At 68.1% G+C, this 22,275-nt stretch carries 17 protein-coding genes; 11 read left to right on the forward strand and 6 right to left on the reverse strand.

Features of this window, described 5'->3' with window-relative positions; all coding sequences use genetic code 11:
• Positions 1-93 precede the first annotated feature (93 nt).
• From QM701_RS18435 to QM701_RS18470, 8 genes are all read left to right on the forward strand, one after another.
• Complete coding sequence (locus QM701_RS18435; RefSeq protein WP_415168463.1) at positions 94-459, forward strand: response regulator; 366 nt, start codon at positions 94-96, stop codon at positions 457-459.
• Between the two features lie 10 nt (positions 460-469).
• A complete protein-coding gene (locus QM701_RS18440; RefSeq protein ID WP_415168464.1) occupies positions 470-1,786 on the forward strand; it encodes a methyl-accepting chemotaxis protein in 1,317 nt (438 codons plus the stop codon).
• Between the two features lie 19 nt (positions 1,787-1,805).
• A complete protein-coding gene (locus QM701_RS18445) occupies positions 1,806-2,099 on the forward strand; it encodes an STAS domain-containing protein (RefSeq protein WP_415168465.1) in 294 nt (97 codons plus the stop codon).
• Between the two features lie 20 nt (positions 2,100-2,119).
• Positions 2,120-4,261, forward strand: a complete 2,142-nt coding sequence (locus QM701_RS18450; protein ID WP_415168466.1) for a chemotaxis protein CheA — start codon at positions 2,120-2,122, stop codon at positions 4,259-4,261.
• Positions 4,262-4,302: 41 nt separating this feature from the next.
• Complete coding sequence (locus QM701_RS18455; RefSeq protein WP_415168467.1) at positions 4,303-5,946, forward strand: methyl-accepting chemotaxis protein; 1,644 nt, start codon at positions 4,303-4,305, stop codon at positions 5,944-5,946.
• Positions 5,947-5,955: 9 nt separating this feature from the next.
• The gene (locus QM701_RS18460) at positions 5,956-6,492 is read left to right on the forward strand and encodes a chemotaxis protein CheW (protein WP_415168468.1); all 537 of its coding nucleotides are present in this window, start codon (positions 5,956-5,958) and stop codon (positions 6,490-6,492) included.
• 109 nt (positions 6,493-6,601) lie between these two features.
• On the forward strand, positions 6,602-7,759 hold the full coding sequence (locus QM701_RS18465) for an HD-GYP domain-containing protein (protein ID WP_415168469.1): 1,158 nt from the start codon (positions 6,602-6,604) through the stop codon (positions 7,757-7,759).
• Positions 7,760-7,813: 54 nt separating this feature from the next.
• A complete protein-coding gene (locus QM701_RS18470) occupies positions 7,814-10,912 on the forward strand; it encodes a PAS domain S-box protein (protein ID WP_415168470.1) in 3,099 nt (1,032 codons plus the stop codon).
• 31 nt (positions 10,913-10,943) lie between these two features.
• On the opposite strand, the gene QM701_RS18475 is transcribed toward QM701_RS18470, so the two are convergent.
• Both QM701_RS18475 and QM701_RS18480 read right to left on the reverse strand, forming a co-directional pair.
• Positions 10,944-11,612, reverse strand: coding sequence for a response regulator transcription factor (locus QM701_RS18475; protein ID WP_415168471.1), 669 nt, complete (start codon positions 11,610-11,612; stop codon positions 10,944-10,946).
• Between the two features lie 206 nt (positions 11,613-11,818).
• The gene (locus tag QM701_RS18480) at positions 11,819-13,471 is read right to left on the reverse strand and encodes a glycerol-3-phosphate dehydrogenase/oxidase (RefSeq protein ID WP_415168472.1); all 1,653 of its coding nucleotides are present in this window, start codon (positions 13,469-13,471) and stop codon (positions 11,819-11,821) included.
• A 214-nt stretch (positions 13,472-13,685) separates the two neighbouring features.
• Between QM701_RS18480 and QM701_RS18485 the strand changes: the two genes are divergently transcribed.
• Positions 13,686-14,483 carry a DeoR/GlpR family DNA-binding transcription regulator gene (locus QM701_RS18485; RefSeq protein WP_415168473.1) on the forward strand — a complete coding sequence of 266 codons (798 nt, stop codon included), beginning with the start codon at positions 13,686-13,688 and terminating at the stop codon, positions 14,481-14,483.
• Between the two features lie 48 nt (positions 14,484-14,531).
• Here QM701_RS18485 and QM701_RS18490 read toward each other — a convergent pair whose 3' ends face one another.
• Genes QM701_RS18490 through QM701_RS18505 form a run of 4 tightly spaced genes read right to left on the reverse strand, consistent with a single transcriptional unit; the run spans position 14,532 to position 19,476 of the window.
• Positions 14,532-16,631, reverse strand: coding sequence for an FAD-binding protein (locus QM701_RS18490; RefSeq protein WP_415168474.1), 2,100 nt, complete (start codon positions 16,629-16,631; stop codon positions 14,532-14,534).
• A gap of 17 nt (positions 16,632-16,648) precedes the next feature.
• Positions 16,649-17,431, reverse strand: a complete 783-nt coding sequence (locus QM701_RS18495) for a 3-ketoacyl-ACP reductase (protein ID WP_415168475.1) — start codon at positions 17,429-17,431, stop codon at positions 16,649-16,651.
• Between the two features lie 28 nt (positions 17,432-17,459).
• Positions 17,460-18,305 (reverse strand): sugar phosphate isomerase/epimerase family protein, encoded by an 846-nt coding sequence (locus QM701_RS18500; protein WP_415168476.1) that lies wholly within the window; start codon positions 18,303-18,305, stop codon positions 17,460-17,462.
• 19 nt (positions 18,306-18,324) lie between these two features.
• The gene (locus QM701_RS18505; protein ID WP_415168477.1) at positions 18,325-19,476 is read right to left on the reverse strand and encodes a Gfo/Idh/MocA family protein; all 1,152 of its coding nucleotides are present in this window, start codon (positions 19,474-19,476) and stop codon (positions 18,325-18,327) included.
• Between the two features lie 657 nt (positions 19,477-20,133).
• Between QM701_RS18505 and QM701_RS18510 the strand changes: the two genes are divergently transcribed.
• Together QM701_RS18510 and QM701_RS18515 are read left to right on the forward strand one after the other, a co-directional pair.
• A complete protein-coding gene (locus tag QM701_RS18510) occupies positions 20,134-21,288 on the forward strand; it encodes an ABC transporter substrate-binding protein (protein ID WP_415168478.1) in 1,155 nt (384 codons plus the stop codon).
• A gap of 80 nt (positions 21,289-21,368) precedes the next feature.
• Entirely contained in the window at positions 21,369-22,259 is an 891-nt protein-coding gene (locus QM701_RS18515; RefSeq protein ID WP_415168479.1) for a branched-chain amino acid ABC transporter permease, read from the forward strand.
• The last annotated feature ends 16 nt before the right edge of the window (positions 22,260-22,275 follow it).

Here is a 22,275-nt window from a genome sequence, read left to right on the forward strand (position 1 = left end):
GCCTCCGTAGTTTCCGCAAAATCCTGCGGTTTCCACGGATGCACACGGCAAATTTTTTCTGAGAGCATGAAGTTCTGTCTGGGAGCACGCGCTATGAGCACAGTCATGCTGGTGGACGATTCGGCCACGATCCTTCTGAGTATTTCGAGCATTCTCGGCAAAGCCGGCTACGCCGTGGAAAAGGCGTCGAACGCCGAGGCCGCGCTGCATAAATTCAAGGCCGGGACCCGCATCGACCTGCTGCTCACCGACCTCAACATGCCCGGCATGAACGGCATCGAACTGATCAGGGAAGTCCGGAAGATGCCGGCCTACAAGTTCATGCCGATCCTCTTCCTGACCACCGAATCGCAGCAGGCGAGGAAGATGGAAGCCAAGGCCGCCGGCGCTTCCGGCTGGATCGTCAAGCCGGCCACCGCCGACGAACTGCTGAACACCATCAAGCTGGTCATCCGGTAGGACGCGGACCATGGACCCCGCGAGAAGCGCGGAAGACCGGCTCTTCGCCCGGCGCGCGCTGCAGGTCAACCTCGCCGCGCTGGCGCTGGCCACGCTGCTCGCCTTCCTGCTGCACGAGGTGTTCGGCGCCGGGCTGGCCGCGCTCGGCCTCGGCGGGCGCTTCGCCGCGGCGCTGGCCGCCCTCGGCCTGCTGTTCGCCTTCATCGGCGCGGTGCGCTGCATCTCGGTGCTGCGCTTCAACGACGCCTATTTCGGCCTGCGCGCGAAGATCGCCGACCCGCGCCCCTTCTGCCCGGCCAACCGGCTGTGCAAGCGCATCGCCACGCCGCAGCTGAAGGCGGTGCCGCCGTTCAACGCGATGATCGCCGGGCAGTTGCGCAGCGTCGTCGCGCACACCGAGGAAGCCGCCGTCGGCTTCGCGGAACGGCTGCAGACGATCGACGAGGTGGTCACCGACCTGCGCCGGCGCATCGCCTCGGCCAGCGCGGCGTCGGACGAGAATGCCGCGCAGTCGCGGGCCGAGGTGGCCGAAAGCCGCGCCCTGATCGGGCAGCTGGAGAGCTTCATCAGGAAGCGCGTCAGCGACACCGAGGAGGACCTGCGCAGCGATGGCGAGGCGGTGGAGAAGACGCAGTCCCTGAAGTCGCTGCTCGACCTCATCCGGCACCTGGCCGGACAGACCAACCTGCTGGCGCTCAACGCGGCCATCGAGGCGGCGCGCGCCGGCGAGGCCGGACGCGGCTTCTCCGTGGTCGCCGACGAGGTGCGCAAGCTGTCGAACGAGACCGAGGCCGCGGTCAGGAAGATCGACGAGGGCATCCTCGCCGTGGCCGGCATCATCGAGGCGCGGGCGCGCGACCGGCAGGCCGATTCGCGCATCGACGAGGAAAAGCAGACGCTCGGAGCGTTCTCCGGCCAGCTGGCCGACCTGAGCGCCCGCCTCGAACTGTCGGTCGGCCGCGAGCACGAGATGCTGTCCAGCATCAACGCCAGCGGCGACCGGCTGGCCGAGATGTTCATGGAAGCGCTGGCCAGCGTGCAGTTCCAGGACATCACCCGGCAGCAGCTGGAACAGGTGATCGACGCCATCCGGCGCATCGAGGCGCACACCCAGAAAGTCGCCGACGTCCTGCAGCACGGCGAGGACTACGCGGCCGCGGACCCGGAAATCACGCCGCTGCAGGACGAATTCGACGCCCTGTATTCGGCCTACGTCATGGACCAGCAGCGCGAGGTCCATGAGCACGCGCTGTCCGCCGGCGGCGGCCGGCCCTCCGCGGCGGTGCGGCCCGGCGCGGCCAGATCCAGCAACGTCGAACTGTTCTAGCCCGCCCCGGAGCCGCCTCGTGACCTCGCCCCGACGCCTCGTCCTGAACGACGACCTGACCATCTACCACACGCTCGAACAGAAGCACCGCCTGCTCGACGCGCTGGCCGGCACGGACGACCTGGAGCTCGACCTGCTGCGGGTGGCGGAGATCGACACCGCCGGCCTGCAGCTGCTGCTCCTGCTCCAGCGGGAAGCGCGGCGCGCCGGCAAGCGCGTGGCCATCGCGGCCGCCAGCCCGGCGGTGCGCGCGCTCATCGGCTTCTGCAACCTGGCGGCGGAACTCGGCGAGCCGCCGGGCGCGGCGGCATGAAGAGTGAATACGGAAAAAACATGGATGAACTGACCAGCGTCTACATTCAGGAAAGCCGCGAGCAGCTGGCCGGCATGGAGGCCGATCTGCTGCGCCTCGAACAGAACCCGGACGACCGGGACGACATCGACGCCATCTTCCGCGCCGCGCACACCATCAAGGGCGGTTCCGGCGTCATCGAATGCCGCTTCATCGAGCAGTTCACGCATCTCGTGGAAAACGTCCTCGACGCGCTGCGCAACGGCGAGCTCGCGGTGTCCGGGCCGCTCGCCACGCTGCTGCTCGAATGCTGCGACCACATGGGCAGCCTGATCGACGTGCTGGCCGCGCAGGAAGCCGCGCCGGACGCCGCCCTGGTGGCGCGCGGCGACGGCCTGAGCGAACGCCTGCGCGGCTTCCGGCCGGCGCCGGAGGAGGGCGGCGCGGCCGCGGCGGAAAGCCCGGCGGGCGGCGTCAACCTGGACAGCTGGCACATTTCGGTGCGCTTCGGCCGGGACGTGCTGCGCGGCGGCACCGACCCGCTGTCGTTCATCCGCTACCTCGCCGGCCTCGGCGAGATCATCGGCCTCGAAACCATCGCCGACGCCCTTCCCGCCGCCGCGGAAATGGACGCCGAATCGTGCTACCTGGGCTTCGAGCTCCGCCTGCAGACGCGCGCGTCGAAGGCCGAGATCGAGCGCGTCTTCGACTTCGTGCGCGAGGAATGCGAGCTGCGCATCCTCCCCCCGCGCAGCAACATCGCCGACTACATCCGGCTGATCACCGAGTTGCCGGAGGACACCCTGCGCCTCGGCGAGATGCTGGTACGCTGCGGCGCGCTGACCCAGGCCGAAGTTGACGCGGGGCTGCGCGCGCAGGACGCCGGCGCGGACGCGGCCGACCGGCCGGCGCCGCTGGGCGAAATCCTGGTGGACAGCAAGGTGGTGCACAAGGAGGTCGTCGACGCCGCCGTCACCCGGCAAGGCCAGGTCGTCGAGAAGAAGGCGCGCGAATCGCAGCTGGTGCGCGTGCATGCCGACAAGCTCGACCAGCTCATCGACCTGATCGGCGAACTGGTCATCGCCGGCGCCGCGGCCAACCTGCTGGCCCTGAAGAGCCGCCAGAGCGGGCTGCTCGAAGCCACCTCGGTGCTGTCCCGGCTGGTCGAGAGCATCCGCGATTCGGCGCTGCAGCTGCGCATGGTGCAGATCGGCGACACCTTCACGCGCTTCAACCGCGTGGTGCGCGACGTGTCGAAGGAGCTCGGCAAGGAGATCGAGCTGGCGATCAGCGGCGCCGAAACCGAGCTGGACAAGACCGTCGTCGAAAAGATCGGCGACCCGCTGATGCACCTGGTGCGCAACGCGCTCGACCACGGCATCGAGCCCGCCGCCGTGCGCCTGGCGCGCGGCAAGCCGGCCTGCGGGCGCGTCGCGCTCAACGCCTACCACGATTCCGGCAGCATCGTCATCGAGGTCTCGGACGACGGCGGCGGACTCGACCGCGAGAAGATCCGCGCCAAGGCCGTCGAGCGCGGGCTGATCCCGCCGGAAGGCAACCCGACCGACAACGAACTCGTCAACCTGATCTTCGAACCCGGCTTCTCGACCGTCGACGCCGTCTCCACGCTCTCGGGGCGCGGCGTCGGCATGGACGTCGTGCGGCGCAACATCGCCGCGCTGCGCGGCACCGTCGAGGTCGCCTCGGCGGCCGGGCGCGGCTCGACCTTCACCATCCGTCTGCCGCTGACGCTGGCGATCATCGACGGCTTCCTGGTCGGCGTCGAAAAAGCGTCGTATGTCATCCCGCTCGATGCGGTGGTCGAGTGCATCGAATGCAGGAACCTCGCCGGCGACCGCGATTTCCTCAACCTGCGCGGCGAGGCGCTGCCCTTCATCCGCCTGCGCCAGCTGTTCGAGATCGACGGCCAGGCGCCGCCGCGCGAGAGCATCGTCGTCGTGCAGTCCGGCGGCCTGCGCGCCGGCATCGTCGTCGACCAGCTGATGGGCGAGTTCCAGACCGTCATCAAGCCGCTCGGCCGGCTGTTCGCCAACCTGCGCGGCATCGGCGGCTCGACCATCCTCGGCAGCGGCGACGTGGCGCTGATCCTCGACGTCGCGGCGCTGGCGCGGGCGGCCGGCGAGGCCGAGGAACGGCGCCTGTCGCCGGCCGACACCCATTGAGCGCCGAGCCAAGCCGTCACCCATTCACCCCGGAGGAAATCATGTTCAAAGACCTGAAGCTTCGTACCGCGCTGCTCGGCGGTTTCATCGTCGTCGCCCTGCTGTCGCTGATCGTCGGCGGCGTCGGCATCCGCAACATGGGCACCATCAACGAAATGCTCGACCGCATGTACGACCGCGAACTGCTGGCCGTCTCCTACGCCAAGGAGGCCAACATCAACCTGGTCTACATGGGGCGCGACTGGCGCAACGTGCTGCTCGCCACCACGGCGGACGAGCGCGGCAAAGCGGCCCGGGCGTTCGCCGAGCACACCCGGGCGGTCAGGGACTACGTCAACAAGGCCCGGCCGATGTTCATCACCGAGGGGGGCAAGGCCGGGCTCAAGAAGATCGACGAGGCGTTCCCGGTCTATGTCCAGAACATCGAACGGATGATCGCGCTGGCCGAGAATCTCGACTTCTCCAAGCGCACCGAGGAAATGTCGCGCCTCAATACCGACATGGTCGCCTCGGGCAACGTCGCCGACGACCTGTTCACCGATCTGAGCAAGGCCAAGGAGGATCTGGCCAAGAAGGTGGCGGAAGAGAGCACGGAAATCTATTACGGCAGCCGCACGCTGATGATCGCCCTGTCGCTGGGCAGCCTGCTGCTCGGCATCGCCATCGGCTTCCTGATGACGCGGCGCGTCGAGAAGCAGCTCGGCGGGGAACCGGCCTACGTCACCGGAATCGTCCGGCAGGTGGCCGACGGCGATCTGGCGGTGAGGATCGACGTCAAGGCCAACGACAGCGGCAGCATGCTGTCGGCGATCAAGGCGATGGTCGACAAGCTCACCCAGATCATCGGCGAGGTGCGCAACGCCGCCGACAACCTGAGCAACGCGGCGGGCCAGGTGTCGGCCACCGCCCAGTCGCTGTCGCAGTCGTCGTCCGAGCAGGCGGCCTCGGTCGAGGAGACCACCTCGTCGATGGAGCAGATGACCGCCTCGATCTCGCAGAACACGGACAACGCCAAGGTCACCGACGGCATGGCCTCGAAGGCCGCGCGCGAGGCGGCCGAGGGCGGCGAGGCGGTGTCGCGCACGGTCGAGGACATGAAGAGCATCGCCGGCAAGATCGGCATCATCGACGACATCGCCTACCAGACCAATCTGCTGGCGTTGAACGCGGCCATCGAGGCGGCGCGCGCCGGCGATCACGGCAAGGGCTTCGCGGTGGTCGCCGCCGAGGTCCGCAAGCTGGCCGAGCGCTCGCAGGTCGCCGCGCAGGAGATCGGCAACCTGGCCGGTTCGTCGGTCAAGCAGGCCGAGCGCGCCGGCACGCTGCTCACCGAGATCGTGCCGTCGATCCGCAAGACCTCCGACCTGGTGCAGGAGATCGCCTCGGCGAGCCAGGAACAGTCGTCCGGCGTCGCCCAGATCAACGGCGCCATGGGGCAGCTCAATCAGGCCACGCAGCAGAACGCATCCGCTTCGGAAGAGCTCGCCGCCACCGCCGAGGAGCTCGGCTCGCAGGCCGAACAGCTGCAGCAGACGATGACCTTCTTCCGCCTCGACGAGGGGCAGCGCCAGACGGCGCGCGGTTTCGCGCCGCCGGCCCGCGCCGGCAGGCCGGCCGTCCGCTCCGGCGCCGCGCCGCGGCTGGCCGCCGTGCAGATCAACGAAGGCGACTTCGAGCGCTACTAGGGAGCCATCATGGGACAAGCCGCAGCAGCACGCGACGCCGCCGCCGAGGCCGGCGAAGCGCCGTCGCAGTACCTGACCTTCTCGCTCGGCGGCGAGATGTTCGCCGTGGGCATCCTCAACGTCAAGGAGATCATCGAATACGGCCACCTGACCGGGATACCGATGATGCCGGAGTTCATCCGCGGGGTGATCAACCTGCGCGGCAGCGTGGTTCCCGTCGTCAACCTGTCGGCGCGCTTCGGCGGCAGGACCACGGAAGTCTGCCGGCGGACCTGCATCGTGATCGTCGAGGTGGCCGACGGAGAGGCCCGCCACGACGTGGGGATCATGGTCAACGCGGTATCCGAGGTGCTCGACATCCCCGGCGGCGAGATCGAGCCGCCGCCGTCGTTCGGTGCCAAAATCCGCGCCGATTTCATCTCCGGCATGGGCAAGGTCAACGGCAGGTTCGTGATCCTCCTGAACATCGACAAGGTGCTGTCGGTCGAAGAAATCGCCCAATTGACCGGCGTCGATACGCCGGCCGCCGCGGGCGCCGAGCAGTAGGCAGCCGACGCCGCGCGGCGGGGCGGCACATTCCAGACAGGGTCAGGGCAGCGCGGCGGGCGGGATCGTCCCGTCCGGGCGTCCCGGTTCAGGGAGGTTGGAGAAACTGATGGGGAACATCTCTGCGGCAGCGCTTGCCCGGCAAGACCTGCCCCGGGAGGCGTCGACGGCCGCCGCCGCGCCCGGCGAAGTCATCCTGATCGTCGACGATGCGCCGGACAACCTGAGCGCGCTCGGCGCGCTGCTGCGCGGCGCCGGCTACCGGGTGAAGGTGGCCAATTCCGGCGTCGGTGCGCTGCAGCTGGCGGCGCGGCACCCGCAGCCCGCGCTGATCCTGCTCGACATCGTGATGCCGGCGATGAACGGCCACGAGGTCCTGCACTGCCTGCGCGCCAACCCCGCGACGCAGGACATCCCGGTGATCTTCCTGACCGTGCGCGACACCGTCGAGGACGAGGAGCGCGCCTTCGACGCCGGCATCGCCGACTACATCGTCAAGCCGTTCAAGCCGTCGATCGTGCTGGCGCGGGTGCGCAGCCAGCTGCTGGCGCGGCAGGCCCGGCACGGCCTGCGGGACCGCAACCTGGCGCTGGCCGCCGAAGTGGCCCGCCACCTGCGCGAGAACGAGCTGATCCAGGCGGTCAGCATCCGCGTGCTGGCGCACCTGGCCGAGACGCGCGACAACGAAACCGGCAACCACATCCAGCGCACCCAGGGCTACGTGCGGGCGCTGGCCATGCACCTCGCGCATCATCCCCGCTTCGCCGCCACGCTCACCGCCAAGTACATCGAGACGCTGGCCTACTCCGCGACGCTGCACGACATCGGCAAGGTCGGCATCCCCGACCGCATCCTGCTCAAGCCAGGAAAACTGACGCCGGAGGAGCGGGACACCATGAAGACCCACACCGTCCTGGGCAGCGAGGCCATCGAACATGCCGAACGGGACATCGAGACCTCCGTCGGCTTCCTGACCCTGGCCAAGGAAATCGTGCGCTGGCACCACGAGCACTGGGACGGCACCGGCTACCCCGACGGTCTGGCCGGCGAGGCGATCCCGCTGCCGGCGCGGCTGATGGCGCTGGCCGACGTCTTCGACGCGCTGATCTCGAAACGGGTTTACAAGGAGCCCGTCCCGTTTTCCGAAGTGCGCCGGATCATCGCCGCCGAACGCGGCAAGCAGTTCGATCCGGAAATCACCGACGTATTCATGGCGCATTTCAGCGAATTCGAGTCGATCGCCCTCTATTATGGAATCGAGGACTGAGCCCGGCGCGGCAATCCGCCCCGGGCCGGCCGTCTCCATCGGGAATCAGGCACCATGTTCGCAGCCCTTTTGAACTGGACTGTGCGCACGATTCGCGCCATGCGCGGGGACGACCGGCCGCGCGGGACCGGAAAGGGATTCGGGGAATCCTGCAGCCAGTACGCCGATCTCTACGAGTTCGCCCCGGTCGCCTACCTGACGCTCTCGCCGCAGGGCATCATCCGCCGGATCAACCGGAAAGGCGCGGCGCTGCTCGGCCTGCCGGCCGGGCGGCTGGTGGGCGAGGATTTCGCCGGCCGCGTCGCCCCGGAAGACGCCGCGCGCTGGGCGGAATTCCTCGCCCGCACGCTCGCCGGCGCGGAACGGCAGGCGGCGGAGCTGGCGCTGCTGGCGGCCGACGGGTCGCCGGTCTGCGTCAACGCCGAGAGCGTCCGGCAGGCCGGCGGCGGCACGCCCGCCATCCTGCTGGCGCTGACCGACATCACGCAGTGGAAGCGGGCCGAGCGCGACCTGCGCGCCAGCATCGAGCATTACGAAGCCGTCGCGCGGGCTTCCAACGACGCGATCGTTACCACCGACAGCCGGGGCGTCATCGTCGCCTGGAATCCGAGCGCGGAAAAGATCTTCGGCCATGCCGCCGCCGAGGCCGTCGGCCGGCCGCTCGAAATCCTCGTGCCGCACCGCTACCGCCGCCGGCACGCCGGGTACATGCGGCGCGTGCTGGCCGGCGGCGCCCCGTTCGTCATCGGCCGCGCCATCGAGCTGACGACGCTGCACAAGGACGGCCGCGAATTCGACGTGGAACTGTCGCTGACCCGCTGGGAGGTCCGCGACGGCACCTTCTTCACCGCCTTCATCCGCGACGTCACCCAGCGCAAGAGGACCGAGCAGCGCCTGCGCGTGCTGTCGGAGGCCGTGGCCCAGAGTCCGGAAGCCATCGTCATCACCGACACCAACGCCCGCATCGAGTACGTCAACGAAGCTTTCGTCGCGCACACCGGCTACCGGGCGGAGGAGGTGATCGGCCACAATCCGCGCCTGCTCAATTCCGGCAAGACGCCGCCGCAGACCTACGTGCGCATGTGGCAGGCCCTGACGCGCGGCGAGGCGTGGAAAGGCGAATTCTTCAACCGCAAGAAGGACGGCTCGCTGTTCATCGAATTCGCCATCATCGCGCCGATCCGCCATCCGGACGGCAGCATCACGCATTACGTGGCGGTCAAGGAGGACATCACCGAGAAGAAGCGACTCGGCAAGGAGCTCGACCGCTACCGCTACCGCCTGGAGGAGGAGGTCGAGCAGCGCACGGCCCAGCTGGCCGAGGCCAGGGTCCAGGCCGAGGCGGCGAACGTGGCCAAGAGTTCCTTCCTGGCCAACATCAGCCACGAGATCCGCACGCCGATGAACGCCATCGTCGGGCTCACGCACCTGATGCGCTGCAGCGATCCGACGCCGCGCCAGCTGGAGCGGCTGGACAAGATCGACGTCGCCGCGCACCATCTGATGGCCCTGATCAACAACATCCTCGACCTGACCAAGATCGAGTCGGGCAAGATGGAACTCGAAGAAACCGACTTCGACCTGACGACGATCGTCGAGAACGTGCGCTCGATCCTGCTCGGCCAGGCGCGCGAAAAGCATCTGCCCATCGTGGCGCACCTCGACGACGTGCCGCACTGGCTGCACGGCGACCCGACCCGTCTGTGCCAGGCGCTGCTCAATTACGTGTCGAACGCCGTCAAGTTCACCGAGCGCGGGCAGATCGACATCCGCGGCCGCGTGCTCGCCCGGGACGCGCGCGGACTGCTGCTGCGCTTCGAGGTGCGGGACACCGGCATCGGCATCCCGGCGGAGAAGCTCGCCGGGCTGTTCACCGCCTTCGAGCAGGTGGACACCTCGATCACCCGCAAGTACGGCGGCACCGGCCTGGGCCTGGCCATCACCCAGCGCCTGGCCCGGCTGATGGGCGGCGAGGCCGGCGTGGACAGCGAATTCGGCCGGGGCAGTACCTTCTGGTTCAGCGCCCGCGTCAAGCCGGGGCGCGGCATCATGCCCAGCTCGGTCGAGACCCCCACCGACAATCTCGGCAACGAGCTGCGCCGCTCCTTCGCCGGCGCCCGCATCCTGCTGGTCGACGACGTTGACGTCAATCTGGAGGTGACCCAGCTGCTGCTGCACGACGTGGGCCTGCGCGTCGATTCGGCGCGCAACGGCCAGGAGGCGTTCGACCAGGCCTGCGCCACCCTCTACGACCTGATCCTGATGGACGTCCAGATGCCGGTGATGAACGGCTTCCAGGCCACCGGCGCGATCCGCGGACTGCCCGGCCGGCAGGACACCCCGATCCTGGCCATGACCGCCAGCGCCTACGAGGAAAACCGCCGCGGCTGCCTGGAAGCCGGCATGAACGACTTCATCGCCAAGCCGATCGATCCCGAAAGGCTCTACGCCGCCCTGCTCAAGTGGCTGCCGCGCAAGGCGCGCGGCGAATCGTCCGGCGGCGCGGGCGAACCGGCCGCCTCGGCGCCGCCGGCGGGCGCGGGCCTGCTGCGGCGGCTGGCCGCGATTCCCGGTTTCGCCGGCGAGAGCGGGCTGGCGCGCGTGCGCGGCAACGCAGCGAAGTTTCGCCAAGTCCTCGCGCTCTTTCTCACCCGGCATGGCGGCGACCTCGAAGCCCTCCGCCAGTGCGTTGACGCCGGCGACACGGCGCGGGCGGAACAGCTGGCGCACTCGCTGAAAGGTTCCGCCGGCCTGATCGGCGCCACCGACGTGGCCCGCCTGGCGGCCGCATTGATCGACGCGGTCCGCACCGGCGCCGGGGCGGCGCGGATCGACCGGCAGTTCGCCGCCCTGGCGCCGGCGCTGCGCGCGCTGATCGAGGGACTGGAACAGGCGGTGGCCGGCGAGGACGCGGAAGCGGGACGCCCGGCGCCGGCGGCCGGCGAACATCGCCTGAAACAGGTGCTGGCGCAGCTGGACGACCTGCTGCGCCACGGCTTCATCGACGCCAGCGAATTCGCCGAGCAGGAAAAACCGGTGCTGCAGGCCGTGCTGGGCGAACGCAGCGCACCGCTGCTGGCGGCCATCCGGACGTTCGACTATCCGCGCGCCCTGGACGAGCTGGAGAAAATCCGCGTCGAGCGCCAGGCCTGACGGCAGCGGGGCCGGGCGCGCGCCCGCACCGTCACCGCGCCGGGCGCTTCCGGCGCGGCGGACGCGATTGGGCGACCGGCATCACGTCGATGACCGTGCGCACCAGTTCGGCCACCGACCCGGCTTCCAGCTTCTGCATGATCAGCTGGCGGTAGGTCTCGGTGGTCCGGACGCCGATCCCCAGCTCGTCGGCGATCACCTTGGTGATCTTGCCTTCGAAGATGCCTTGCAGGACGTCCTTCTCGCGCGGCGTCAACTGGGCGATGCGCTCGCCTATCTCGCGGTTCCGGCGCAGCAGCTCCGCGCGCTGCCGGTCGATGCGCAGCCCGTCCTGGATGCGGTCCACCAGTTCCTGCGAGGAAAAGGGCTTCTGGAAGAAATCCAGCGCGCCGCCGCGCATGGCGCGCACCACCGACTGCACCTCGGCGAACGCCGAAATGAAAATGATCGGCAGGTTGACGCCGCGCCGCTGCAGCTGCTCCTGCAGATCCAGCCCGCTCATGCCGGGCATGCGCAGATCGCTGACGATGCATCCCTGCAGGCCGTCGAGGTCCTGGTCGAGAAACGTGACGGCGCTGGCGAAGACGACGTGGGGCAGATTCACCGATTCGACGAGATCGACGAGCAGCATCGTCGCCACGGGATCGTCGTCGATCAGGTAGACTTTTGGAGCCGTTCGCTCGGATCGATTAGCAGTCATGGGGTAGGAAAAACGGGCCAGTTGATCGAATCGGAGCCGGTCCGATGGATGGCGATTCCGCTCATGTGGCTCCCACCGCGATACCGATGGAAAAGCGCAATGGGCGGCGGGCAAGGCGCCCTTGCCGGGCGTCATCTTACACCACGCGGGAATAACGGCATGCCCCGGAGGCAGCGGCGCCGAGGGCGAGCAGGGCGTCCGCCGGCCTATGCGCCGGCGGCGTGCGGTGCCGTTGCCGGCGTGGCGGCTTGCCGCGCGCCGAAGTACTCGTCCACCCTGGCCTGCGCCTCTTCACCGAAGAGGATCGCGCACGCCTCCATCAATCCTGCGGCCCGGCGGATCTCCTCCCGCCGCATGACCAGGGCCAGCTTCGAGCGCCGGCGCAGGAAGTCCTCCAGCGTGGCGACCATTTCCCGGTCGCGGATCAGGGCGAATTCGCCGCGGAGGTAGTCGGTTCCCTCGATCAGCACCTCCGCCTGGCGCGGGTCGGCCTCGATCGCGTCGAGCAGCGCGAAGGCCTCCCGGCCGTAGCGCCGCCACAGCGTCTGGCCGACCGGCTCGCCGAAGTCGGGCGTGGGCAGGCCGTCGAGCTTCAATTGCCCGGCGCGCCGCAGGAATTCGTCGCGCACCGAGGCATCCGGTTCGCCGTACCACTTGCGCTCCGGGTGCGGCAGCGCGACGCCCATCGCCGCCACGTAGCCTGCGACTTCGTTGCCGACGTTGACGCAGTCGGTCAGCTTGCCGCCGAAAATGCTGATGTGCGCCGTCTCGCGGCTGACGTTGACGGCGTGCTTGCGCGACATCTGCAGCCAGTCGCGCTCACCGCCGTTGCCGTTGGCCGCGCTGACCACCAGCGGCCGCACGCCGCAGCGCTCGGCGATGACGTCTGCGCGCGTCAGCGGCTTGTCCAGTTGCAGGCGCTTGTTGATGTTGTCCAGCACAAAGCGGCGGTCGTCCTCGGTCACCTCGCTGAACGGCGATTCGGAACGGGTGTCAGTGGTCCCCACGCAGGTCCGCCGGCCCATCGGGATGACGAAGAACAGCCGGCCGTCGTCGGCGAAGAACGTGAGCACGCGCTGGCTCGGGGTGACCTGCGGCACGATCAGGTGGATGCCCTTGGAGAAGACGTGCCGGTGCTCGGTCGTCTCGCCGGTTTTGCGGTTGTGCTCGTCCACGAACGGCCCCGCCGCGTTGATCAGCACCCTGGCGCGGATCTCGAATTCGCGTCCGCTCATGCCGTCGCGCGCGCGGGTGATCCAGACGCCGTCCGCGCGCCGGGCGCCGAGCGATTCGACGTAGTTGGCCGCGACGCCGCCGTGGTCCATCGCCGCGCGGATGAACTGGAAGACGAAGCGCGCGTCGTTGTCGTACAGGTAGGCGTCGGAGTACTCGAAGCCGCCGTAGTAGCCGTCCGTGCGGATGACCGGCTCCTCGCGGTTGACCGTGCCGCGCGACAGCCAGCGCGGGGTGCGCGTGTGGCCCCGCCCGAACAGCCAGTACAGCCAGGTGCCCAGCCAGACGAAGCGCGGATGGTGGCGGAAGCCCTGCTCGATCGTCGAGTAGAAGCGGATTTCCCGGACGCTGGACGGGAAGCTGTCGATCAGATGGTTGCGGCTCTTGCACAGGCCCCAGACCAGGCCGAAGTCGTTGCTTTCGAGGTACTTGATGCCGCCCCAGGCGAGGTTGCTCGACTGCTGGCTGGTGAAGCCGGCGAAGTCGCCCCGGTCGATCAGGGCGACGCGCGCGCCCCGGCCGGCGAGCGCCGCGGCGGCGACGGCGCCGTTGATGCCGCCGCCGATGACCAGCGCGTCGTAAACGCCCTGGCCGAGTTGTTCGATGTGACTGTCGCGAAGTTTCATGCGGTGGTTGGCAGGGGATGAGGTGAGAGGCGGGCCAGAAATTCCATTTGGCGCATCGGAAAGTTCGTTTATTTTCGAAATGTTCTAAAAAGAACATTATTGCCTGTGGCCCGCTTTGTCAAGAAGCGGCCGGCCGCGCCTCAGGATTTTCGATCGCGCTCGCCCGACTGCGCTAGAATGCGCGGCAAACCGGGGCATGGGAGGTGAAGCTCGAATGAAGGGCCGGATTTCGCAGGCGAATCTCAATCCACGCCATCTCGAAATTCTCGAAATGGCCAAGCACAACGGCTTCCTGGCGACCGAGGAACTGAGCCGGCTGCTGAAGGTGACCGTGCAGACCGTCCGGCGCGACATCAACGAGCTGTGCGAGAAGGGCCTGCTGCGGCGCTACCACGGCGGGGCGGGGCTGGCGTCGAGCACGGAGAACGTGGACTACTCGACGCGGCAGGTGCTCAACCACGAGGCGAAGATCCGCATCGCGCAGATGGCGGCGGATTTCATCCCGGACAACGCCTCGCTGTTCATCAACATTGGCACGACCACCGAGGAAGTCGCCAAGGCCCTGCGCAGCCACAAGAAGCTGCGCGTCATCACCAACAACCTGAACGTGGCGGCGCTGCTGTGCGGCAATCCGGAGTTCGAGGTGATCGTCGCCGGCGGCGTGGTGCGCGGCGACCGGGGCGTGATCGGCGAATCGACGATCGACTTCGTCCGGCAGTTCAAGGTCGACTACGGCGTGATCGGCATCTCGGGGATCGACGAGGACGGCACGCTGCTCGACTTCGACTACCGGGAAGTGCGCGTGGCGCAGGCGATCATCGAGAACGCCCGGCACGTGCTGCTGGTCGCCGACCACACCAAGTTCGGCTGCAATCCGATGGTCCGCCTCGGGCACCTGTCCGAGATCGACGCGCTGTTCACCGACCGACAGCCGCCCGAGAGCATCCAGGAAGTCCTCGACAAGGCCGGCGTGACGCTCCATGTTTCCGGTGCCGAAGCCGGGGACGAGTAGCGCGGCAGGCGCCTGCCGGTTTCCGTCCCGCGCCGCCGGGCGCGGCCGTCACGCCGCCGGCTGCCGGTCCTCGGGGTAGATCGTGCCGGTCAGGTAGGCGCCCCAGTTCTTCTCGAAGTAGATCCTGCCGGTGTCCTCGATGCCGCGCAGCGGCCGCTTGAACACCTGCATGCCGGCGCCCGGCCGGTAGCGCAGCAGGATTTTCTCCTGCTTGTGGGCGGGGTTCTCGGGCAGGAAGCGGAAACCGTCGAGCGTGCCGAGGCGCGACGACGGCGCCTGTTCGCCGCCGCCCGAGCAGAGCATGCGCGCGCCCCGGCTGCCGCCGCCGTCGCGGATGTAATGGTCCAGCGCATGCAGCACGGCTTCCGAGAGCAGGGCGGTCTGCGTGCGCAGGATGCCTTCGTAGAGGTGCTTGTGGTCGGTTACCCGCACGCCGCGTTCGGCGATCTGGCGGTTGAGTTCGCGTGCGGCCTCCAGCGCGGCGGGCACGGCGTCCACGTGGCAGATGAAGCCGGCATGGTCGCTCATGCGCGCCTGGATTTCCCGCGCCACGTCGTCGAGGGACAGGCCGTCCTCGTTGCCGACGTTGCGGGCGAACCAGGCCAGCGCGCGGCGCAGCTCGCCGTCCAACGCTTCCGGCGTGGCGCGCGCGTCCGGCTGGCGCTGCAGGCGCGCGCGGATGTGCGCGGCGCAGCGCCGGCCGAACACCTGTCCCGCGTTCAACGCCGCGCCGCCGGGGCGCGTGACGCCGTGCGTGCCGGCGATCTCGCCGACTGCGTAGCAGCCGTCGAGGCTGCTGCGCGCGTGCGTGTTGACCTCGACGCCGCCGTTCATGTGCTGGTGGTTGACGTTGAACGGGATCGGCTCGCGCGCAATGTCCATCTTGTACTGGCGGTACAGCTCGATGGCCAGCGGGTTCATGCGGCGCAGGCGGTCGATCGGCGTTTCCTGCAAGGCCTGGTTGTTCTCCAGGTAGGCGCGCACGTCCGGGTCGAGCCGGTCGAGGTCGAAGGGCAGGTCGCCGGGCACCGGCTGCGGGTTGCGGTTGAAGTCGAGCCAGACGGTGCGGCCCTGGCGCGTCTCGCGGTAGATCGCCAGATCGACCAGGCTGGAGCCGAAATCGAGCGTGCGCGAGGCGTGGAAGGGCCACTGGTAGCCCTTGCGGAAGACGTTGGACACCAGTTCCTGCGTGGTCCGGTAGTAGTCGGCGAGGAAGTTGTATTCGCGCCCCTCGGCGTCGGTCGAGTAGACGTAGGGCATGACCTGCACGTAGGTGCCGGACAGGTTCCACGGAAACTCGCTGCGCCGGGTGCCGATGCCGAACTGGTGCTCGGTCAGATTGGTGAGCACCAGCCCCGCTTCCAGCGCCATGCCGAGCGAGCCGAAGCAGTTCTTCGGATAGACGCTGTCGCGGTAGAGCTCGCCGGGACCGCCGCTGGCGAGCACCACGTTCGGGCTGAGCACGGCGCACAGGCCGTAGGGATTCTCGTGGTGCGTGCGGGTGTGCAGGATGAGGCCGGCGGCCTGTTCCGCCTCGCCTTCGCCGCTCTTGAGCAGCGCCATGCCGGTCGAATGGTCGAGGAAGGGGATGCCGAGGCGGATCGCCTCCTCGGCCAGCACCTTGACCATCAGGCGCGAGGTGCGCGGACCGCAACTGGTGGCGCGGCCGTACTCGTCGTGGTCGGTCTGGTAGCGCAGCACGGCGCCGTAGGCGTCCTCCGGCAGCGGCAGGCCGAGGTACTTGAGGCCCGCCAGCGCGTCGATCGAGCCGACGGCCTCGACGTAGGCCACGTCGGCGTCCATCGCGCCGCCGGCGCCGAGCGCCTGCGCCATCTTGGTGAAATCGTCGCCGCGATGCTTGGTGCAGGCGGTGTGCAGCGTCTGCTTGTCCGAGCCGGAAAAGGCCGAGGTGCCCCAGAACATCTTGCGCGTGACGATCAGCACGTCGACGCCGCGCCGCTTGAGCTCGACCGCCGCGCGCAGCCCGGCCGCGCCGCTGCCGAGCACTACCGCCGGCGCGCGGTAGACCGGGATGCGCACGCCGTCGATCTCGCGGATTTCGCTGACGGCCGGCTGCGCGACGTCGCGCGGGAGATGGACGTCGGTCATCGCGTCGAGGATGTGCTGGGGAATGGCGTTGTCGGTCATGGCGGGCCTCGCGAGGGTCAGAGCCGGCGGATGTGGAAACCGCCGTTGACGTTGATCACTTCACCGGTCGAAAAGTCGAGCAGGCCGGAGCAGACCGCGCGCACGGCGTTGGCCACGTCCTGCGGCTGGCCCCAGCGTTTGATCGGGGTCAGGCCGTCGGCGATCATGCGGTCGTACTTGTCCTTGACCACCGCGGTCATGTCGGTGGCGATGATGCCGGGCCGGATTTCATAGACGTTGATGCCTTCCTCGGCCAGCCGGTCGGCGAAGAGCAGCGTGACCATGCTGATCGCCGCCTTGGAGATGCAGTATTCGCCGCGCATCGTCGAGGAGGTGTAGGCCGAGATCGACGAGATGTTCACGATCTTCGGCGAGAAGCCGGGAATCTCCGGACGCAGGCGACGCATCGCGTTGGCCGCGGCCTGCGAGAGGAAGAAGGCCGACTTGAGGTTGACGCCGAGCACGCGGTCCAGGCTTTCCTCGGTGGTGTCGAGCAGGTCCATGCGCACCTTGGGCGCCACGCCGGCGTTGTTGACCAGCACGTCGATGCGCCCGAAGCGTTCCAGCGCGCCGGCGACGATGCGCTCGCGGCCGGCTGGCGTGGACACGTCGGCCTGCAGGTAGGTCCACGGCCGCGCGTGCCGGGCGATCTGTTCCAGGTTCGCGGCCACGGCTTCCTGGGCCGACGAGCCGGCGGCGACGACGGCGTAGCCGTCGGCGGCCAGCGCGGCGGCGATGGCATTGCCGATACCGCGCGAGGCGCCGGTGACGATGGCGACGGGTTGGTCGATCATGGGCATGGGGTCTCCTCTTGTATTTTGCGCCGATTCAGCAGCACGCCGCATGGCGCTGCTTGCAGGTTGCCAATACTTCGTCGGGCGGGCGCTTCCACCAGTTGCCGGCCGAGAAGATCTCGACCTCGTGGAAGCCGGCGTAGCCTTCCGTCTCGACGGCCTGGCGCACGCCGGCGATGTCGATCACGCCGTCGCCCATCATGCCGCGATCGAGCAGTAGGTCGGCGGTCGGCACCAGCCAGTCGCAGATGTGGAAGGCCAGCAGGCGTTTCCTGCCGGCGCGCTTGATCTGCCCGAACAGCTCCGGGTCCCACCACACGTGGTAGAGGTCGAGCGCGATACCGAGGCCGTCGTCGCCGAGTTCGTCGCACAGGTCGTTGGCCTGCGCCAGCGTGTTTACGCAGGCGCGGTCGGCGGCGTACATCGGGTGCAGCGGCTCGATGGCCAGCGGCATGCCCAGCGGCTGCGCGTAGTCGAGCAGCGCGGCGATGCCGTCGCGCACCTGCCGGCGGGCGCCGGCGATGTCCTTCGAGCCCGGCGGCAGGCCGCCGACGACGAGCACCAGGCAGGGCGCGCCGATCTCCAGCGCCTCGTCGACCGCGCGCCGGTTGTCGTCGCGCGCCGCCTGCCGGCCAGCCGCGTCGGCGGCGGGGAACATGCCGCCCCGGCAGTAGCCGGTGACGGTCAGCCCGTGCGCGCGGATCAGTTGCGCGGCGCGCGCGAGGCCGATGGCGGCGACCTGGTCGCGCCACGGCGAGATGCCGCGGATGCCGTGCCGGGCGCAGCCTTCGATGATCTCGTCGAGCCGCCATTGCGCCTTGACGGTGGCGGTGTTGAGCGAGAGCTTTTCCGGCGGCGGGGCGATGCGGGGAGCGTTCATGGCGGCCAAGTCCTCATCCTCAGGCGGCGAGCGGCGGCACGTCGAGCCAGCGCCGCTCGGCCCAGCTTTGCAGGCCGAGCTCGACGAGCTGCACGCCCTTGGCGCCTTCGAGCAGGTTCCAGCGGAACTCGCCTTCGCCCCAGACGTGCCTGAGGAACAGCTCCCACTGGATCTTGAAGGCGTTGTCGTAGGTCGTGGTGTCCGGCACCGGCACCCAGTCGTCGTTGAAGTCGTGCGTCTGCCGCACGTCCGGGTTCCACACCGGGCGCGGCGTGTTGACGCGGGCCTGCGTCCAGCAGTCGGTCAGCCCGGCGACCGCCGAGCCGTGCGTGCCGTCGACCTGGAAGGTGACCAGATCGTCGCGCTTGACGCGCACGCACCACGAACTGTTGATCTGCACGATGACGCCGTTCTCCAGCTCGAAGGTGGCGTAGGCCGCGTCGTCGGCGGTGGCGGCGTAGGGCTGGCCCTGCTCGTCCCAGCGCTGCGGAATGTGCGTCGCGCCCAGGCAGGAGACGCTCTTGATCGGGCCGAAGACGTTGTCGACCACGTAGCGCCAGTGGCACAGCATGTCGAGGATGATGCCGCCGCCGTCCTCCTGCCGGTAGTTCCAGGACGGGCGCTGGATCGGCTGCAGGTCGCCCTCGAACACCCAGTAGCCGAACTCGCCGCGCACCGAGAGCATGCGGCCGAAGAAGCCGGCCTGGTTGAGCATCTGCAGCTTGCGCAGGCCGGGCAGCCAGAGCTTGTCCTGCACCACGCCATGCTTGATCCCGGCGGCCTTGGCCGTGCGGTAGAGGTCCATGGCCTCGGCGAGGTTGGTGGCGACCGGCTTTTCGCAATAGACGTGCTTGCCGGCGGCGATGGCGCGCTTGAGCAGCGCCGGGCGGGCCTGCGTGGTGGCGGCGTCGAAGAAGACCGTGTCGTCCGGGTTCCTCAACGCGGCATCGAGGTCGGTGGTGCAGCGTTCGATGCCGTACTGGGCGGTGAGCGCGCGGATCTTCTCGGCGTTGCGGCCGACCAGGATCGGATCGGGCAGCAGGCGGTCGCCGTTGCCCAGCGCCACGCCGCCCTGCTTGCGGATTTCGACGATCGAGCGGATCAGGTGCTGGTTCATGCCCATCCGCCCGGTGACGCCGTTCATGATGAGGCCGATTCGGTGTTGCGCCATTGCAGTGTCCTTTCCTGGAAAAGATCCTTCGGTTTGCCGGCCGTGCGTGGCGGCGCCGGAGCGCCGTCGGCGCCCGGCGGATCGTCACGCTTCTTCGGGTTGAAGCCGCCTCCTCCTGCTCGGCGATGGGAGAAGCGGCGCCGTTCATGCCTACGCCATTTTGTTACCGAACAGTTAATTATTTTTAAATCTATCGAAATCGTTTTTGCGTGTCAATGTGTTTTCCTATGCCTGGGCGAACGCCGGGACGCACGCGCCGGCAGGCCCGGAAAGCCGCAGAGGGAATCGGTGAAAACCCGCTTGTTTCCGGCCTGTCCGCAAGATTTTCCGCTCTTTTCCGGGAGTGTGGCGATTCCGTTTGCGCGCGTCCAGCGAAGTCGAAAAAAGCCGCGATATGCTATTGCCTGTTACCGAGCAGTTAATTAGAATCGGCGCCATCGGTCGGCGAACAGCTTGCCGGACAAGCCCGGGAAACACCGGGCGCGCCGGGGTTTCCGCCGTCCGGAAAGAGGATCAGAACGACGCGGGCGTAAAAAATCTTGGGGGATGCCGAAGGTCGCCGTGAGCGCTTTTCCGCCGCGGCCGGCCGGTCCGATGGCCGGCCAGACCCGCATCCGGAAGCTGCACAACGTTTCAGAGCGTTATCGGAGGGTAGTCATGCGGATTCGGGGAAAACTCATTGCTTCGTGCTTCGCCCTGTCCCTGGCCTGGTCGGGCCTGGCCTCGGCGGGCGAAATCGTCCTGGGCAACCTGCAGGACCTGAGCGGGCCGACGTCGGTGCTGGGCAACGCGGTGACGCGCGGCGCCGAGCTGGCGGTCGAGCGGATCAACGCCGCCGGCGGCTTCAAGGGCGACAAGATCAGGCTGGTGACGGTCGACACCAAGGGCAACGTGCAGGAGGCGATCAAGGCCTTCACGCGCCTGGTCGACCATGAGAAGGCGGTATCGGTGCTCGGGCCGCCCGTGTCGAACATCGGCCTCGCCATCGCGCCGATCGCCAACGAGAAGAAGGTGTCCGTCGTCGGCAGCTTCATCGATCCGCGCGTGACGGTGCAGGAGAACGGCGAGCCGCAGCCGTCGATGTTCCTGATCCAGCCGACCAGCGTGCAGTACGCGGAAATCATCGCCAGCTACGCCAACGAGAAGCTGGGCTTCAAGAAGTTCGCGGTGCTCTACGATCAGTCGAACGCCTTCGCCGTGTCGATGTTGAAGCCGTTCAAGGCCTACATCGAGAAGAAGGGCGGCACGATCGTCGCCGAGGAAACCTACACCAAGAGCGACAAGGACTATCGCGCCCAGCTCAACAAGATCAAGGCCGCCGGCGCCGACGTGCTGTACGTGCCGAACTACACGCAAGACCTGGTGATCACCGTCAAGCAGGCCAAGCAGATCGGCCTCGGACTGCCGATGGTCAGCGGCCTCGACGCGGCGCCGCCGTTCGCCTCGCTGGTCGGCGACCCCGACGCGGCGAACAACATCTACTTCGCCAACAACTTCTCGGACAGCGAGCCGCAGTTGACCGAGGTGCGCAACGCCTACCGCGCCAAGTTCAACGAGGACCCGATCAACAAGGCCTATCTCGGCTACGACAAGGTCACCACGATCCTCAAGGCGATCGAACTCGGCGGCGGCGCGACCGGGCCGCAGATCATCGCCGGGCTGGCGAAGGTCAAGGACGTGCAGGGCACGACCGGCGTCATCACCCTGTCGCCGAAGACGCACCAGCCGGTCGGCCTGTCGATGGTCATGTACAAGATCGAGAACGGCAAGTACAAGGAGATTGGCCGCTACGTGCCGGAATCGCACAAGTAAGAGAGCCGAAGTCTTCCGGAAAGAATGGGCGCGGCAGGGGTTGGACACCGCGCCCATTTCATGACCAACTGGGGCACGCCATGCTGCAGAACATTTTTTTCGGATTGTCGCTGGGCGCGGTGTATTCGCTGATCGCGGTCGGCTTCGCCCTGGTCTTCAACATCCTCAAGTTCTCCAACTTTTCCCACGGCGGCGTGATGTCCTTCACCGCCTACGCGGGGTATCTCGCCTTCATCCTGCTGTTCGACGGACACATCAGCGGGCCGTCGATGTTCCTGGCCATCGTGTTCACCGCCGCGATCGTCGGCGCGCTGACGGCGGTGGGCATCGAGCGCGTCGGCTTCCGCCGGCTGCGCCGGAACCAGGCGCCGGTGATCTACTACTTCATCTCGTCGATCACGCTCGGCATCCTGCTGGAGAACGTGATCACCATCTTCGCCTCCAGCAACTTCTACTCGTACCCGGTGTTCTTCAACACCGCCAACATCGACGTGGCCGGCCTGTCGTTCTCCGTGGTCGATTTCGTGACGCTGTTCTTCTCGTGCTCGGCGCTCGGGCTGTTGCTGCTGGTGCTCTACCGCAGCAAGCTCGGGCTGGCCGTGCGCACGGTGTCGTTCGACGTGAACACGGCCAGCCTGATGGGCATCGACCCGGACCGCGTGGTGCTGGCCACTTTCGCCATGTCCGGCGCGCTCGGCGGCATCAGCGGCGTGTTCCTGGGCATGAACTATTCGCTCTATCCGCAGCTCGGCCAGCTCGTGGTCAAGGGCTTCATCGCCTCGGTGATCGGCGGGCTGGGCAGCATCACCGGCGCGGTGGCCGGCGCCTTCCTGCTGGGCATCGTCGAGGTGGCGCTGATCGGGCTGGTCGGGTCGGGGTGGACGCCGGCCTGCGTCTTCGTGGTCATGCTGGTGTTCCTGCTGCTGCGGCCGCGCGGCATCTCCGGCGTGATCGTGCAGGAAAAGGCTTAACCGGGGAAGGCGGAAC

It is taken from the genome of Propionivibrio sp. (assembly GCF_047602565.1).
Lineage (GTDB): Bacteria > Pseudomonadota > Gammaproteobacteria > Burkholderiales > Rhodocyclaceae > Propionivibrio.

Bases quoted from the DNA above. Each gene is read 5' to 3' on its own strand.
- QM701_RS18435 (WP_415168463.1), top strand. From the start codon at position 94: ATGAGCACAGTCATGCTGGTGGACGATTCGGCCACGATCCTTCTGAGT.
- QM701_RS18440 (WP_415168464.1), top strand. From the start codon at position 470: ATGGACCCCGCGAGAAGCGCGGAAGACCGGCTCTTCGCCCGGCGCGCG.
- QM701_RS18450 (WP_415168466.1), top strand. From the start codon at position 2,120: ATGGATGAACTGACCAGCGTCTACATTCAGGAAAGCCGCGAGCAGCTG.
- QM701_RS18455 (WP_415168467.1), top strand. From the start codon at position 4,303: ATGTTCAAAGACCTGAAGCTTCGTACCGCGCTGCTCGGCGGTTTCATC.
- QM701_RS18460 (WP_415168468.1), top strand. From the start codon at position 5,956: ATGGGACAAGCCGCAGCAGCACGCGACGCCGCCGCCGAGGCCGGCGAA.
- QM701_RS18465 (WP_415168469.1), top strand. From the start codon at position 6,602: ATGGGGAACATCTCTGCGGCAGCGCTTGCCCGGCAAGACCTGCCCCGG.
- QM701_RS18470 (WP_415168470.1), top strand. From the start codon at position 7,814: ATGTTCGCAGCCCTTTTGAACTGGACTGTGCGCACGATTCGCGCCATG.
- QM701_RS18475 (WP_415168471.1), bottom strand. From the start codon at position 11,612: ATGACTGCTAATCGATCCGAGCGAACGGCTCCAAAAGTCTACCTGATC.
- QM701_RS18480 (WP_415168472.1), bottom strand. From the start codon at position 13,471: ATGAAACTTCGCGACAGTCACATCGAACAACTCGGCCAGGGCGTTTAC.
- QM701_RS18485 (WP_415168473.1), top strand. From the start codon at position 13,686: ATGAAGGGCCGGATTTCGCAGGCGAATCTCAATCCACGCCATCTCGAA.
- QM701_RS18490 (WP_415168474.1), bottom strand. From the start codon at position 16,631: ATGACCGACAACGCCATTCCCCAGCACATCCTCGACGCGATGACCGAC.
- QM701_RS18495 (WP_415168475.1), bottom strand. From the start codon at position 17,431: ATGCCCATGATCGACCAACCCGTCGCCATCGTCACCGGCGCCTCGCGC.
- QM701_RS18500 (WP_415168476.1), bottom strand. From the start codon at position 18,305: ATGAACGCTCCCCGCATCGCCCCGCCGCCGGAAAAGCTCTCGCTCAAC.
- QM701_RS18505 (WP_415168477.1), bottom strand. From the start codon at position 19,476: ATGGCGCAACACCGAATCGGCCTCATCATGAACGGCGTCACCGGGCGG.
- QM701_RS18510 (WP_415168478.1), top strand. From the start codon at position 20,134: ATGCGGATTCGGGGAAAACTCATTGCTTCGTGCTTCGCCCTGTCCCTG.
- QM701_RS18515 (WP_415168479.1), top strand. From the start codon at position 21,369: ATGCTGCAGAACATTTTTTTCGGATTGTCGCTGGGCGCGGTGTATTCG.